Genomic DNA, 16,927 nt, shown 5'->3' on the forward strand with positions numbered 1-16,927 from the left:
CATGACCGGGAGGAGTATGAACATGAACGAATCAAATCAAGAGTATATCGTCATCTCAGGCGCCAGGGAGAACAATCTCAAGAACGTCTCCTTGCGAATTCCGAAGCGTAAAATCACGATCTTCACAGGGGTATCCGGATCTGGTAAATCATCGATCGTCTTCGATACGATCGCTGCAGAATCGACGCGTCTGCTGAATGAGAATTTCAGCATGTTCGTGCGGACCTTCCTGCCTAAGGTTCCGCAGCCTGAAGCTGACGCCATCGAGAACCTGAGCATGGCTGTAATTGTAGACCAGAAGCGGCTGGGCGGCGGCTCTCATTCCACTATGGGCACGATAACCGACATTTCGCCCATTCTCCGGCTTCTCTTCTCGCGGGCGGGACAGCCTTATGTTGGGCCTGCGAATATGTTCTCGTTTAATGATCCGCAAGGCATGTGTCCCGAGTGTAACGGGATCGGCCGCAGCATGATCGTGAATATGAGCAAAGCGTTGGATATGTCGAAATCGCTAAACGAAGGAGCGATTATGCTTCCGGATTACAAAGTGGATGGCTGGGAAATAAACATGATTCAACAGTCGGGGTCATTTGATGTCGACAAGAAGCTGAGCGAGTATTCGGATGAGGAATTGGAACTGCTCCTTTACGCGAAGGCGCGTAAAGTCGAAATGGATTTCGCCGGGAAAGCGATGAATATTACGGTGGAAGGCGTCATCGAGAAATTTACGAATAAGTACATTAAGCAAGATGTGAAGACAAAGTCCGAGCGTACGCAGAAAACCGTTGCGCCGTACATCATCGAAGGCACCTGCTCCGGCTGCCACGGTGCGAGACTTAGTCAAGCCGCGCTTAGCTGCAGAATTAACTCCTATAATATTGCAGAGTTGTCCGCCATGGAAGTCGGGCAGCTTATCCGAGTCGTTCGGGAAATTGAGGATCCTGTAGCCGCTCCGGTAATCAAATCACTGACCGAACGGCTTCAACATCTCGTCGATATCGGACTTGATTACTTGACGCTGGACCGCGAGACGGATACATTGTCCGGAGGCGAATCGCAGCGCGTCAAAATGGTCAAGCATCTGAGCGGCAGCCTTGTCGATGTCACCTATATCTTCGATGAGCCAAGTGTTGGTCTGCACCCCCGCGACGTTCATCGGTTAAATGAATTGCTTCAGAAGCTGCGCGACAAAGGAAATACCGTCATTGTCGTCGAACATGATCCCGATGTCATCAAGGTGGCAGATCACATCGTCGACGTTGGGCCTAATGCAGGCAGTCGCGGCGGGAACATCGTGTTCGAGGGCAGCTATGTGGGCTTGCTGGAGTCTGGTACGCTGACAGGTAACCATATGAAGCGGCCGCTCCAATTGAAGCAGAGTTGCAGACAACCTTCCGGCAAGCTGTCCGTTCAGAACGCGACGCTGCATAACTTGAATAACGTAAGCGTAGATATTCCAACCGGTATTCTGACTGTTGTTACAGGTGTCGCCGGCTCGGGCAAGAGTACACTGATTAACGACGTTTTCCTAAGTCAGCATTCCGATGCGATCGTTATCGATCAGTCGGCGATCGGTGTTTCGTCACGATCGAATCCAGCGACCTACACAGGCATAATGGATGATGTGCGTAAGGCATTTGCTTCCGCGAATAAAGTCAATCAGGGCTTGTTTAGCTTTAATTCCAAAGGTGCTTGCGAGAACTGCCAAGGGCAGGGCGTTGTGTCAATCGACCTTTCTTTCCTGGACAGCGTGGATCTGCCTTGCGAGGTTTGCGGAGGCAGACGGTTCAAGGAAGAGGTGCTTGAATATAAGTATAACGGCAAATCGATTGCAGATGTGCTGGAGATGACCGTGGAGCAGGCGCTGGAATTTTTCGAACTCAAAGAAGTCGTCCGCAAACTGCAGGCAATGAGTGATGTAGGGCTTACCTACATTACTCTGGGACAACCGATGAGTACGCTATCCGGCGGGGAATGCCAGCGAATCAAGCTGGCAAGCGAACTGCATAAGAAGGGCAGTATCTACGTGATGGACGAGCCGACGACCGGACTGCATATGTCCGATATCGCTCATCTTCTGGCGATCATGAATCGCCTCGTGGATGCCGGTAATACGGTGATCGTGATCGAGCATAACCTTGAAGTGATCAGCCAAGCCGATTGGATCATCGATATGGGGCCGGACGGAGGCAGCAGAGGCGGTCAGCTGGTGTTCGAGGGAACACCTACTCAGATTACGCATGCGGAGCCGTCCATTACGGGCAAATACTTGCAGTAATCGAGCGATTCTCGATTGAGATTGACCCCATTCACGCGAAAAAACAACTATACCCGTTCTTTCACTTGTCTGCACGCTTCCGGATATGCGTTAATATAGATGTCGGGCCCGACAAAATCTTCATGAAAGGAGCTGATTCAGTTGAACAAGCACACGGAGGTGGCTTTCGCCTAAAGCGAAGGTCACCATAAAGAGGGAGGCCTTCCGGCCTCCCTTTTCTTACAAGAAGAAGAAGACGGATTGAGACGTCTTCACTTATAATGAGTATGAAAGCACGATTATCATGAACGATCGTGTTTTTTCCATATTAATGAGAGGGGGAAGGAAACGTGAACAAATCGCATTCAGATGGCGTTGCAATGGCCGAACCGATTAAGGAGGTTTACGTTGAATTACAAGAACGGAAGAGATGTGCTTCCCCCTAGACTGTTGGAGGAGCTCCAGAGCTATATTCAAGGCGAGCTGATCTACATTCCGAAGCAGCAGAACGAGCGCGCCGCTTGGGGTGAGAAGAGTGGATCACGCGTCATCATCGGACAGCGTAACGAGGAGATCTACCAGCGCTACTCGAACGGTAGTACCGTACAAGAACTTGAACGACAGTATCACCTGTCCGGAGATAGCATTCGCAAAATCATCATCAAACTGCGCAGCGCTTCCGCTTTCCCTCTGGATGAGGGAGACGTTATTGAAGCGGCTACCGCGTATGAAGCGATACAAGCAGGTAAACATTGAAGGAAACAAACAAGCTGACATCGGTTGATCCCGATGTCAGCTTGTTTTCTTTACCTATACGATTAGTAAACTTCCAGTTCGAACAAGGAGTACCCATACTGCGTATTGCGCTCAGTACCGTGAACTTTGACAAAACGAGCCTCGGCAGGAGCGATGAAGATGTTGTCGATACCGCCGTCACCTTTAGCCGTAGTATAAACAGTGGTCCAGCTCTCACCGTCTTGCGATACTTCGATGGTGTAAGCTTTCGCGGAGGCATTCTCCCAATTCAAGAGTACGCGGCTGATCGTATTCGTTGCGCCAAGGTCGACGCTGATCCATTGTGGATCGCTGAATGCCGATTCCCAGCGAGTGCCTTTGTTTCCATCAACAGCACGCTTGCCGCCTTGAAGTGCACCTTCTGAAGTAGCGGTGTTCTTGTTAAGCGCAAGGTTCAACCCCGCTGTAAGGGGCTGTACCACGGAAACTGACGCGTATCCCAGTGATTGAACCGTTACTACATAAGGATTTGCTTCCGTGAACAATTCCGCATGAAGTGTGATTTGGCCGGCAGTTACCGTGTACTGATCCTCACGAAGAGCAGCGCCGTTCAGCTCAACTGTGTTCATTGCGGTTCTCCAAGCTGCGTCATCCGTAAACGTGATGTCGATCGGTTTACCGAGTGTGTTATCTGTCGTGTCTGCCGTCAAAGCAGGACCCGCAAGCGGAGCCTTGTCACCGGCATAAACCTCGAATTCCCATAATGAGAAGCCATATGGAGAGCCACGTTTGATTCCGTTCATCTTCACGAATTTGGCTTGGACAGGAGCAAATGAGATATCATCGATACCGCCATTGCCATTGTCCGTGTTGTATACAGTCGTCCATGTTTCTCCATCTAAGGAGACATCAATGGTGTATGCTTTACCGAAAGCATTCTCCCAGTTCAGTACGACACGATTAATCGTTTTCGCTGATCCGAGGTTGATGCTCATCCATTGATTGTCGGCAAATGCCGATTCCCAGCGGCGATCCAAGCGACCGTCAACGGCATCAGCGCTTGAGCGGTGATACTCCGGTGAAGAAGCTGTTTCTTTACCGAACGCGAGGTTCAGCGGGTTTGGATTCGAACCTGGGTCCGGATTGGGGTTCGTATCTGGATTTCCAGGCTGATCTTTGGCAGTGACATTTTGTTGAACAGATGCTTCTGTGTAATCTTTCGCTTGAACCGAGATCAAATATGACTTGGCTGACTTAAACAAGGAAGCGTCAAAAGAAAGTTGACCCGCATTCACTTGATAAGAAGAAGCATTAATCGTTGTGCCGTCGATCTTGACGGTTTCGATCGCGTTTCTCCATGCTGCATCGTCGCCAAAAGTAACTTCGATTGGCTGTCCAACTACAGTGTTGGTTGTATCGGCCGACAGCTCCGGTGCACTCGGCAGACCGTTACCGCTACCGTACACTTCAAGCTCCCACAACGAGTAACCATAATTAGTTGTCCGTTCTGTGCCGTTTACTTTAACGTAACGCGCAGAGATAGGGGAGAAGCCGATATCGTTGACGCCGGGCTTTCCGGTAGTTGTGGTATAAATCGTTTGCCAAACCTTGTTATCCGTGGAGACTTCCACCGTGTAGCTCTTACCGGCTGCATTCTCCCAGTTCAGAAGAACGCGGCTGATGATGTCTTCCTCTCCGAGATCGACCGTGATGGATTGCGGGTCGCTTGAGTCGGACTCCCATCTCGTTGCTTTGTTTCCATCCACCGCATAGCTGCTCGCTTGATTCGGCGTGGACGAGGTAAACGTCGGTTTGCGCAGGGCAAGGTTAACGTTCGAGCTGGTTACAATCGGCTGCTGAATGCTGGTCATGACGAAACCATTCGATTCGACCGCAATGTTGTAGTTGCCGGCAGCAGGGAATAGGGAGCCGTCCAGCGTAAGCTTGCCAGGCGCAACTTCGTATTGTGCGGCGGAAACAGGCTTTCCGTTAACCTTCACGGTCTGAATCGCTGTTCTCCAATCTGCAACATCTTCGAAACCAATCTCAATCGGCTGACCCGCACGGTTCAGCGTCGAATCGGCAATCAGATCCGGAGCATCCAAGCTGCCGGCAGGGGTTCCGAATACTTCCAGTTCCCATAGGGAGTAACCGTAGTTCGTCGTACGCTCTGTACCTTCAACTTTGACGAACCGCGCATTTACGGCAGGGAACGTGATATCATCGATACCTTCATGACCGCGGGTAGTCGTGTAGACAGGCGTCCACTGTTTACCGTCTGTTGATACGAGCACCTTGTAGCTCTTACCAGCCGCATTTTCCCAGTTCAAGCGAACATGGCTGATGCGATATTCGGACTTCAGGTTCACGGCAACAAACTGCGGATCGCTGAATGCGGATTCCCAGCGCGTATCCAATTTGCCGTCAACCGCGTAAGAGCCCGGGTTATTCGGTTTGTCCGACGTGAACGTAGGCTTGTTCAGAGCCAGGTTAACAGTCGAATTCGTGATGACAACTTGCTGTACGCCAGTGTCTGGATAATCGGTTGCCTTCACCACGATCGAATAGCTGCCTTCAATCGGGAACAAAGTGCTGTCCAGGGTGATTTTGCCGGCTTGTACGATGTAGTCCGATGGGTCTAGCGCTGCACCATTCACTTGAACGGAGTTAATGGATTCGCGCCACTTGAGACGATCGGCAAAAGTCAGCTCAATCGGCTGCTTGATCATATTGCTCGTCTTGTCGGATGCAAGCACAGGAGCTGCGTTCGCGTCCAAATCCGTCACTTTCGTCGGATCGACTTTAACAAGGGATTTCGGACCGACTTTCGCCGAACCCGTTATACCTGCAGTATTATGGAAGGTTACCGTAATGGCTTTGTTGGTTGGGTTCCATACCTCAGCCGTGTAAGTGATCCCTTTCTTATAAACGGAGGCGCCCGTCCAGCCGCTCGCCCAAATGTCTTCCGTGCGAGTACCAAGCGTTGCCATGTTGTGAACGAACCAATAGGTGTTGAAGATTTCGTTCTTCTGCGTGTTCTCTACCGTAAACTTATCGAGCACCGCTTGCGGATTGCTCAATGCTTCGATCGGCCATACGATATGCTGCCACGCATCTTCAGGACCTTTGTTATCCTTCACCATACCGTTGTACAAATCTGCAGCTTTGGTTGGATCAAAACCATAGCTCGTTAAATATTCGCCGGTTGGCAGCCAGTGGATACCGTAAACATTGACCGGATTTCCGCTGAAGAAGGTACCGAAGTTATAGGCACTTCCGTATACTTGACCTACTGATTTGTGAGCGAACTCCGGCAGCCAGTTGTCGTTATCATAGTTGAACCAGTATTGCTCGACAGCCTTCAGCTCCGTTGTGAAGCCATAGATGGAGATATCGCGAGTAGCTTTGTCTCCGGACAGTAAGCTCCACATATATTCGCCTACCCAGCCGAACAGGGACTCGCCGGCAGCCTCCTGATTGTTCCCGTTGTTGTTGTCTCCATAACCGCCGGCCCATGAATGGCCTTCGTAAGGATCAAAGTTGCGGAGGAACGGATAGAGTGGATCTTCCTTGGACGGATTGGCATAATCCCGAATAAGGTGCTCAACCATGCCGCCATAATTGTCCTTGAAGTCTTGATCGTAAGTCGCGAGCACGGCAGAAGCGAAGACGTAGTAACCATAGGTAAAATGATGGTCCGTCAGGCCTGTATTGGCGCCGAATTCACTGTTCTTGTAATACATCGTGCCCCAAGTCGGATCGTAATACATGAAGTAATCCGGCTCGCCTTTGGTATACGTGTACCAATCCGTTAAGATCGTTCTCAGTCGGGAGAGGAATACTTCTTTGTACGCTTGGTCTCCGATTTGATCGGCGATAAGTACGCCCATTGCCAGCGGATGAAGTACTTTGCCTTGCCAGTAAGCATCACCGGACATGATGTTCTTGGAAGTCGATTCATCTAGGTAGCTTAACTGCTCCAGCAGCGCCTCCCGGGAATACGAAGCATCTCCCGGCTCCGTGAATTGCGGAACAATTCCGTTAAACTGATCCTTTGTCGTGAACGAATTGCCTTCATGAAGCTTCAGCGTTCCGCGAATGGATGGATAAGAGAGAGGAGTCAGGGCCGAAGTGGTTTGCTTCCATTGGTGCGGGAGCAAGGCCATCAAGGTCGTTGGTTCCATATCCGAACGTTTCTGATCGATCTCCGCATTGAAGGTTGTAACTACTTCTGAGGTATTCTCCTCGAAGCTTGGCGTTACGATCGTATTCGTAACGAACGCGTAACCATGCTTATAGAAGTAGTTCAAGTCGCTTGCGGCAGGCATCGATGCTACGGACAAGTAGTTTTGTCCGCTTCCCAGACGAATCTTCACTTTGTTGCCGACTTTCATGAAGACAGAGCCTTCCGGCGCGAATACACCATAGTTACGGGTTACTTTATTCGCTTGCGGAGAGCCGTCGACATTCGTCACAGCGAAACCGATATGATCCGCTGTCAACGCAGCACCTTCAGCTGCGAGAACCGCATTGCCATTGTCATCATAGAAGCGGGTGGACACTGGGAAATACAACTCCGATGTCGTCGGGTCGCTGAATTCCGAATACAAATACGGCGAGCCTTTGACGAATGTCGTTGTCATTTTCGGTGTATCATTGTCGCTCAATGCTACAGTCGCGGACCAATCCCCATAACCTGTAATCTTGTTCTTGACGTTGGTGGTGCTGATGTTGCCGGCATGCAGGTAAAAGTCCGGTCCGCCATCAGCCGCTTGCGAGTTGCCTGTATCATTCACCCAACCCGCGCCTGGATTCAAGATTCCGAGACCGAGCGTGGAGTACTTGGATTTCAGAGGAAGCGTAATCAAACTGTCACTGAAATTCTTGATTAAAACCGATTGCCACCAATCATTCGATGGAATTGGGGCATTCAGTTCATCCGACTTGTTCATCGGCGGACGGGGCTGCGGCATATCGATATCGCTTGTTAGATAACTGCCTTTACCGACATTAACCGTCGAAGAAGTAGGAAGAGCGGGAATCGTATATGCCGGCTTCGGATCTCCGTTCACGTAGTCGTAAACGCTGAAATTGAATAAGGAGTAGCCATAGCTGGTCGTGCGGCTAATCCCTTTCATTCTTACATAACGGCCGCTTGCATAGACCGGCGTATCCATCCAGCCATCTTGCCCGTTCATTTCACGGTATATGGTTGTCCAATTGGCAGCATCATCGGACACCTGGAGATCGTAGATGCGTCCCGCTGCATTTTCCCAGTTAAGGCGGATGCGGCCAATATCATGTACACGGCCAAGGTCGACATAAATCCACTCATTGCTCGTATGAGCGGAGGACCATCTGGTCGTCACATCACCATCGTTGGCATTCTCCGGCGGCATAGCCGGTTTATCTTTGTCTGCTTTCTCATAAGAGGAAGCCGTGACTGGTTTATTCTTCGCCACATCCTCACCGAGTACGACAGGAATCGGATTCGTTCCACCTGTGCCATAAACCTCAAATTCAAAAAGCGATACGCCATAACCGCCGCTGCGCTCGAGCGATAGCATACGGACATATCGTCCCTGACCGGATAGGCTGATGGTATCGGTTCCGCCGTCGCCTTTGGCATCCGCATAGATGTCTTTCCACTCTGTTTCGTCGTCGGACACTTGAATCTTGTACGACTTGGAGTAGGCATTCTCCCAACGGATGACGGCCTTGTCGATCTCGGCATGGGCGCCAAGGTCTACATAGATCCACTGTGGATCCGCGCTGAACGCACTGCCCCAACGAGAATCCAAGCTGCCGTCAACTGCTTTCTCAGGCGTTAAGCCGCCTTCAGTTGAAGAAGCATATGCCGCTCCTCCATAGGTAAGAAGGTGCGAAGCCTCAGCTCCCTTAGCACTGGCTGCTGCAACGATGGATCCGTTCCAGGAACCGAGAAGCAAGGAGAGGGTGAGCACTGACTTGGTTGTCAGGGGCATCTTCCTACGAACCTTTCTTGCAAAAGAACTCATTCCACCAATTCCTCCTCTTATTGCGCCTCATGGGCTCGTTGAATGACATTTCTCGACAGATGAGAAATATCCAAATCCCGGAAATAGAATGGGATTTTTTTCAGCGCAATTATATCCCGTGTCGAATTTGGTTCACAATGAGCGTCACAGCCTACTCCGGAGATGCAAATAGGGCTATGTGCTTATGGGTACAGGAGTGGATCACGTTTAATAGACCTAATTTAATTGTCAAATTATAGAAAACCGTTCGTTGATCATGTTAACTTTTAAGGCGATTAGGAATAGCATTTAAAGTCAATACGTATTGTTATCACTCTCCGAGACGCTGTGGGTCTACGGACCTTAATGCCGTATTGCCTATGCAATAGGTCATAATAAACAATTTTAAGAAATCTTAATATAGTTTCCTGACAATAATTAGTCAAAACATCCTGTATTGGTGAATTCAAGAGACATTTGTAATAGGGTGAATTTCATAGTTCCAGACCATGCTCGAATCGAAATTTACGCTTCTTTCTCATAAAATCGTTCCACCTCCATAAGCTATTATTTGGGTAATGGAAGCGTTGTCAAAATGGATAGGAGAGGTGAATTAACGAGGATGAAAAAGGGTGAGCGTGTCAGAGTGATTTGGCTTATTATTGTGGCAATGGTGGTTACGTTAACCGTGACTATCGTTCCGACAGAAAGGAGTTACGCCGCGACGCAGGCTACATATTACGTCAATCCGTCAGGTGGCAGCGACAGCAATAATGGGTTGACGACAGGAACGGCGTTCGCAACGATTACGAAGGCAAGGGATGTCATTCGGTCGATTAACGGCAGCATGACGGGGGATATTTATGTTTATTTGATGAACGGCACATATCCGCTCAGCAGTACATTAACGTTCGGTACTTCCGATTCCGGGACTAACGGTTACCAAATCATCTACAAGAACTATACAGGTGCAACCCCTATTGTAAGCGGCGGCGTTGATCTGACAACCGGATGGACACTTCATGATGCAGGCCAGAACATTTACAAGAAAACAGGGGTCAATTGGAACTTCAGGCAGCTTTATGTGAATGACTCGCGAGGTGTCAAGGCGCGAAAACCAAATTTGACGGACGAAGCAACGGGTGGGCCTTACTTAAACGCTACGAACAGCTCTTATCCGTATACAGTAAATGCGGCAGATATCGGTTCATGGGCAAACGGCGGTACGGCCGAAATGGTCGTTGTAGGCCATTGGAGCCAGCATCGCGGAAGAATCGCAAGTTATGCCGGGAACACCGTCTCGTTCAAATCTCCGGAGAGCGGCTTTGCTTATAATCACCATAAACAAGGCTCGTCGCCTTATTTCTTCGAGAATGCTTATGAGCTGCTGGACGCGGCAGGCGAGTGGTTCTTGGATACGGCTGCCTCGACGCTCTACTATAAGCCTCGCAGCGGCGAGACTATGAATACGACAACGGTCTTTGCACCGAAAGTAGAGACGTTGGTTCAATTTCAAGGCAGCAGCGGAACAAGTAAAGTGCACGATATTCAATTTGTGGGCATTACATTCAAATATAGCAACTGGTTGGCGCCCAGCTCCTATGGCTACGTAGATTCGCAAGCCGGGTTCCGGTATCAATCGATTGGCGGCGGTTCCAATTCAGAAATTCGGAATACGGCTAGATATTCCTCGGCTTTGGGCATGGTGCAGCTGAAATATGCGAGCACGATCACGCTGGAATCTAACGCTTTTCAATTCGCCGGCGGATGGGGCATCATGGGGAACGAGGGAACCGATCATACGCTGATTAAGAGCAATTCGTTCTATAAGAATGCCGGTGGAGGCATAGCACTTGGTGTCGCCGGCGATCAGTGGGATGAACAGACGGCTATGGACGGTCAGAGCGCCTACGATTCGATCCTGGATAATACCATTGATTCTGTCGGACTTGATTATGCGGATATGGTCGGGATCGGTGCGATGGTCCCGAATAACATGACCATTGGTCGTAATGAAGTCAAGAATCTGCCTTATACGGGGATTACGATCGGGTGGAACTGGCAGGATTATGAGCATGGCATGACGGATAATATCGTTTTCGGCAATAACATCCATCATGTGGTTCAACTTCTCGATGACGGCGGCGGGATCTATACACTGGGCAAAATGGTCGGGTTCACCCGATTTGATGCCAACTACATCCATGATCTATCCGGTTCGGCCTATAACGGTGGATATCCGATTTCGGCAATCTATTTCGACAACGGAAGTGCGTACAAAACAGCGGAGAGAAACGTCATCAACAACGCACCGCAAACGATATTTGCCAGCAACCCGCCTAATCATGATAATTTGATACAGAACAATTACAGCAACTCGCCGTGGGGAAATTGGAGCGGCAGCAACGTGTTCCAGAGCAATACGACTGTCAGTAATCAAAGCTGGCCGCAAGGTGCAATAGACATCATGAACGCGGTTGGCCCGGGAGGATCAGCCCAGAAACCGACACCTCCTACAGCACCGCCTCCAGGTCCAGTCGTATTCAGTGATAACTTTAACGATAATACAATTGGGGCTTCATGGACGACATATGGCGGAGCATGGAGCGAAACATCGCAGACGCTGAAGCAAACCTCAACGGCAAACGGCGATCCGCGCAAAGCGATCGTGAGCAATGGTGGTCTCGCCACTTCTACTGATTATACGATTACCGCTAAGGTTCGGGTCGACAACTGGACGGACGGCGATTATGCACGCGCTGGAGTGGGACTTTTCACAGGATCTTCTGACGGCAAAGGGTATAATCTCGTATTCCATCAGAATCATAGCACGATCCAGTGGCTGAATGACGAAATCGCATGGGGCACAAGCTACCCCTTCACTTGGAGCAACAATACCTGGTATTGGTTTAAAATGAGCGCCTCCAATGGGACGTTGTACGGAAAAGTATGGCAGGACGGTACAAGCGAGCCGGCGAGCTGGATGTATACGCAGTCTTGGAGCGGCAGAACGGGGTATCCTTCCCTGAACGGAGGCAGTACGAATACCGGAGGTTCCACGGCTTCCTTCGACGATGTTACGGTAGAAGGACCTGCGAGCACGAACAAGGCATTGAACAAAACAGTTAACGCCTACTATATTGATGGCAGCACCGCAGCGCTTCAACCGGGCGACTCTGTGGTTTATGCGACGGACGGCAATACGTCTACGAAGACACAAGCTACGAATCAATGGCGGTGGATGCTGCGCTTGGATCTTGGCGCGTCTACCAGCATCAATCGCATCAAGGTCATAATGCCGGTTACAGCATATGCGACTGCATTCGATATTCAGACTTCGACGGATGGAACCTCCTATACAACCGTCAAATCCGTAACGGGATTCGGTGGAGGGGCAAGTGACAACACCATAACGGCCACAACCGCAAGGTATGTTCGCGTTGTCGCGATCACACCGAATGGTCCGGGTCAGACGGGGGGGCAGATGGCGATATCTGAGGTTGAAGTGTATTAGCTGCTGAGTCAGCCGCGAGAGTCTAAGGTGAGACTCTCGCGGCTTCTTTGTGCGAGTACAAAGCCAGCGTAGCTACATTGACAGAATATGTTGTCTGACTTATAGTTGTCTAAACAACTATAATGGAGAAGAGGACTTCAGTATGTCGACCGAATCACGCAAGATGCCTTTTGGATTCATGATGGGCTTAACGTATCGGAAGTTAGCCGCATTATTTCAACAACGACTAAGCGCTTATGGGATTACGCCTGAGCAATGGTCTGCACTGAATCAAATTGATTGCGCGCAAGGACTTATCCAACGAGAAATTGCCCAGCGTATAGGCAAGGACAAACCTTCGATGACGCGGATTTTGGATCACTTGGAGAAGAAGGGACTCATTTATAAGAAGGCCGGCGATCGGGACCGTCGCTCGTTTCTCGTATACAGCACGGAGCTCGGACGTGAGATTATTCGCGTGACTACACCAATTGAAGAAAGTATTACGGCAGAGGTCAAAGCGTGCCTTTCGGAAGAAGAGCATGACAACATGATTGAGCTCCTGCAGCGGGTACAGCTGCACATCGAAGGGAAGCTTAGACATACAGACTGATAAATGTAGAGTGTAGATACGAATGATATCGTTATGTATAAGATCGGAGATGAAACAAAATTGCAGCATGAGCAAGAACAACCATCGAAAACGCCATTATGGACACGACCATTTATCGCTTTGACCCTATGTTTCTTTCTGTTATTTCTAAGTTTGCAGATGCTCCTGTCCTCCTTTCCGGCCTATGTAAAAGCTGAATTTCACGCCGGCAACGTCCAGACCAGCCTTGTGACATCCGTATTCGCGCTGGCAGCTATCGTATCCCGTTTCGCTACAGCTTCACTTATGCAGCGCATTTCGCGGATGAAGCTGCTGCTCGTGGGACTTAGTATCGCCGCGGTAACGACAGCACTCTATTCGGCAGCCGGAACTTTCGCTGCTTTATTGACGCTGCGCATCGGTTACGGGATCGGCTTCGGGATGGCAAGCACAATCCTGCCGACGCTTGTTTCCCGTATTATCCCACTTCGCCGAATGGGTGAGGGCATCGGTTATTTCGGCCTGTCAACGAGTCTGGCTTTGTCAATCGGACCGGCAATCGGGCTGAATGTGATGAAACAAGCCGGATTCACGTCATTGACGTTGATCGGATTGGTTACATCTGTAGTGATTTTCCCGGTCTTGTGGCTGTCGCGTTCGAATCGGGAACAACAAGTTCCTGTGGAGCAATCGGTACCGGCTCAGAAAACAGCTCTGCCGAAAGTGGCCGGCAAGGTTAAATTCAATCGAAAACTGTTATTCCCTGCGATGTTGAATGTTTTTCTCGCCATAACGTACAGCGGTCTGCTTAGTTTTCTCGCCTTGTTCGGTGATTATGTTCATATCGAACAAGTTGGATTATTCTTCATGTTTAATGTCATTACCATCATTCTCGTTCGACCATTCTCGGGGCGAATCTTCGACCGATTCGGACATACATCCGTGCTCATTCCTGCGGGGCTGTTCGTTACGGCAAGTATGGCTGTGCTGGCGAATACACATACTATGCCGATGCTAATCGTGTCCGCGCTGCTTTACGGTGTCGGATTCGGCGCCATTCAGCCAACAATTCAAGCTTGGATGCTGCGCACCTCGAAGCCGGAGCAGTACGGCATGGCGAACAGCATGTTCTACAATTCAACGGATTTCGGCGTCGCGTTCGGTTCGATCCTGCTTGGCGCGATCTCGTCGGTAAGCAACTACTCGGTGATGTACGGATACTCCGCAGTTGTTATGGCTATATTCGTTGTTCTCGGAGCACTGCAGCATGTCGTGGCAACTAGACGCGGAAGTAAAAGCAAGCGTGTCGCGACCGGCTCCTAACCGATTGCAGATAAATTAACTATAAAGAAGACTGCCGCGAGGCAGTCTTTTTGTGTCCAGCCCAGTAGAATGTGCTGTTTGGCTTATATCCGCCACATTCGATTAGCTCTAACGGTTGTCAGAGTGGCTATTTCAAGAAATAGATGCCATTTAATAATCTAACGGTTGTGAGCATAGTTATTTGGTGCAAATTGGTCGATTTCTTTCGGAAATTATCCAAATAAGCTCTGTGGCAACCGTTAGAAAATAAAAACGGGCTTTTTAGGCCATATAACCACTATCACAACCGTTAGAGGTCGGAAGATGGATCTTCTAACGGCACGAACGGATTTATTGATCGGGCTGTACGGAACTCAGTGGTTTGCGCTGCGAGAAGAGGCTGCGAATCAAATACAGAATAAAGAGCAGCGGCACATACGCATAGATGAAATAAAATCCGAGCTCAACCACATGTCTGCCTAGCCATTCGATCCTAACACGATCGTTGAATGGAAGAGAGGCCGAGAAAATCGCGATTAGGATCACGTATATGGTCCAACTCGGTTTAAGATTCATTACCCGTTTGATAATGCGCGTACAGCTCCAAACGCAGAGACTTAGCATCGGGATAATCAACATCAGCCAGATACAGATAAATATAAATTCAACCCTGGCGAGAAGCGAGAACTCAATTACTTTAACCATCACTAAGGTTGGCCAGTACGTATGCTTTAATAATCCTTGACTGAAATACATAAGGGTTACAAACATCAGAATGGAGTACTTGATAGTGCAATATAACAAACCAAGATGCGCCCATTTGACGTTTTTCTCGGGAGCTTTAATAAATGGAAAGTATAACAGTATCGTTTCAAAGCCCATAAACATGATGCCTGAGAATTTGGAAGAGGAGATCAGTTCTTTAATGGAGTGATTAAAGATAGGCATTACATTGTACAAATGACCGTATTTGATATTGAAGTACAATAACAAAGGCAGCAGCGTCGAGAAGAATACCCCAAAGAGGCAGTAGCCGGCAATGACGCGAAACCCGCCGGAAACGGCATAATAAATAGCCACGATGAGGATGAGAGCCAGAATCCACGTTTTAACATCAGGAAACATCCAAATGTGAATGATTTCGATATAACCTCGAAAGACAATTAACGCCAATAGAAAATAGTAGCCCACCATGACTAAGGAAACCGCATTCCCTAGGAGCTTGCCAAAAAGGATACGATGCAAGTCGATGAGATCCTTGGCCGGACTGCCAAGCATCTTAAAGATCATCCAAATGATGACATGTAGAGTTAATCCCATGATGAGCACCGAGATCCAAGCATCGTTACCGGCTACATCTACAATTAAATGTTGAAACCCTAAGACACCAGCCCCGAGCAAGGAAGCATGGAAAAGGAAAAATAAAAAAAAGCCGGAAACCATATCGTTTTCCTTTACCAAGTGCCGCACTAATGTCCAACTCCCAAAGATAATATTTTAACTTCAGTCTGTACATCGAATTTGAGGTTAGGGTAAACTTGGGCCGCGAATGTAGGCTCATTCCAATTCCGCTCGCGAGATCGTTGAAGAGTGCCTATCCCGATGGGATCAACATGATTCTTCTGGAAATATTCTAGCAAAGCCCTGATTTCGGCAGATAGGTGATGTTCGATTTGTTGCGTTAAAGCCTTCATGTCATTGCTGTTTTCAAAAACGTTTAAGGGAACGGGATAATCTCCGAGGTCTAGATCGAGTTTAAGCGATATAACAGCTCTTTCATTCTTTACGTTTATTTTGTGTTTGGAACTAATGATCTTAAAGGTAATTTGTTTGTTTTGATCGTTTTTGAAGTCATAGGTACTAGATTGGAGGCCGACATCATCGTCTTTGAGAAGTTTAATGAACAAGCCTGCTTTAATTGGCTGTATAAGCTTTAATTTATCCCCCTGGAAAACACCTACACCCGTCAATTGGAGAATGCCTCTGGGACCTTTAACCACAATAGGCAAGAAAACATCTTGTCCCTCCCCAAAGTATTGATCCAGAAAGATATGACCATTGGTGAAAGGCAAGCTTCCGGTATCCATGTTCTGTTTGAGCAGATTGGATAGGTAGACAGGTGGAAATCGTAACGTTTCATCTAAGATCTCGCTGGCTTGATTCGTTGTTATAACAAGTGTAGATCGGTTACTGATATGGGGATCTCGCACAAGGGTGTTGGCAATCTCTGTAATGCCTCTTCTTGCGATTTGATCACTAATTACGATTGTTCGCAATTGACCGATTGCAATGGGGTGATCCGATTGTGAAGTGAAGGATGTGAGCACCTCATTAAAGGAATGAACCTCCCCTTCGAGTAGAAACAATTTCACTTTCTTATCATACGCACAATACGTACCGCTAATTTTGTATACCTCTCCTTGTAAATCGTAACCGATACTTTCAATGAGCTTAATCCGATCAATAATCTGCTCTTTTGCGCATCCGGTAAGTAAGAAGCACAAGACAAGGAGAAGGACATATTTTCTCATAGCTGCTATTTCCCTTACTTC

General features: G+C 48.8%; 8 protein-coding genes. 5 read left to right on the top strand and 3 right to left on the bottom strand.

All coding sequences use genetic code 11. The features are described from left to right. Positions 1-22: 22 nt before the first annotated feature. Both AC0YNS_RS09770 and AC0YNS_RS09775 read left to right on the top strand, forming a co-directional pair. A complete protein-coding gene (locus tag AC0YNS_RS09770) occupies positions 23-2,278 on the top strand; it encodes an ATP-binding cassette domain-containing protein (RefSeq protein ID WP_475780790.1) in 2,256 nt (751 codons plus the stop codon). 387 nt (positions 2,279-2,665) lie between these two features. Beyond that, complete coding sequence (locus tag AC0YNS_RS09775; RefSeq protein WP_475780791.1) at positions 2,666-3,013, top strand: CD3324 family protein; 348 nt, start codon at positions 2,666-2,668, stop codon at positions 3,011-3,013. 62 nt (positions 3,014-3,075) lie between these two features. On the opposite strand, the gene AC0YNS_RS09780 is transcribed toward AC0YNS_RS09775, so the two are convergent. Continuing rightward, a complete protein-coding gene (locus AC0YNS_RS09780; RefSeq protein ID WP_475780792.1) occupies positions 3,076-9,009 on the bottom strand; it encodes a discoidin domain-containing protein in 5,934 nt (1,977 codons plus the stop codon). Positions 9,010-9,610: 601 nt separating this feature from the next. Here AC0YNS_RS09780 and AC0YNS_RS09785 point away from each other — a divergent pair. The 3 genes from AC0YNS_RS09785 (at position 9,611) to AC0YNS_RS09795 (ending at position 14,396) form a co-directional block, all read left to right on the top strand. Continuing rightward, a complete protein-coding gene (locus tag AC0YNS_RS09785) occupies positions 9,611-12,502 on the top strand; it encodes a discoidin domain-containing protein (protein WP_475780793.1) in 2,892 nt (963 codons plus the stop codon). A gap of 142 nt (positions 12,503-12,644) precedes the next feature. Beyond that, the gene (locus tag AC0YNS_RS09790) at positions 12,645-13,094 is read left to right on the top strand and encodes a MarR family winged helix-turn-helix transcriptional regulator (protein ID WP_475780794.1); all 450 of its coding nucleotides are present in this window, start codon (positions 12,645-12,647) and stop codon (positions 13,092-13,094) included. A gap of 33 nt (positions 13,095-13,127) precedes the next feature. Continuing rightward, positions 13,128-14,396, top strand: coding sequence for an MFS transporter (locus tag AC0YNS_RS09795; RefSeq protein WP_475780795.1), 1,269 nt, complete (start codon positions 13,128-13,130; stop codon positions 14,394-14,396). Positions 14,397-14,726: 330 nt separating this feature from the next. Here AC0YNS_RS09795 and AC0YNS_RS09800 read toward each other — a convergent pair whose 3' ends face one another. Together AC0YNS_RS09800 and AC0YNS_RS09805 are read right to left on the bottom strand one after the other, a co-directional pair. Then, on the bottom strand, positions 14,727-15,845 hold the full coding sequence (locus AC0YNS_RS09800) for a GerAB/ArcD/ProY family transporter (RefSeq protein ID WP_475780796.1): 1,119 nt from the start codon (positions 15,843-15,845) through the stop codon (positions 14,727-14,729). After that, positions 15,845-16,906, bottom strand: coding sequence for a Ger(x)C family spore germination protein (locus AC0YNS_RS09805; RefSeq protein ID WP_475780797.1), 1,062 nt, complete (start codon positions 16,904-16,906; stop codon positions 15,845-15,847). Before AC0YNS_RS09805 ends, AC0YNS_RS09800 begins: the two co-directional genes overlap by 1 nt. Positions 16,907-16,927: the final 21 nt, after the last annotated feature.

It is taken from the genome of Paenibacillus sp. J22FR21, from assembly GCF_056269135.1.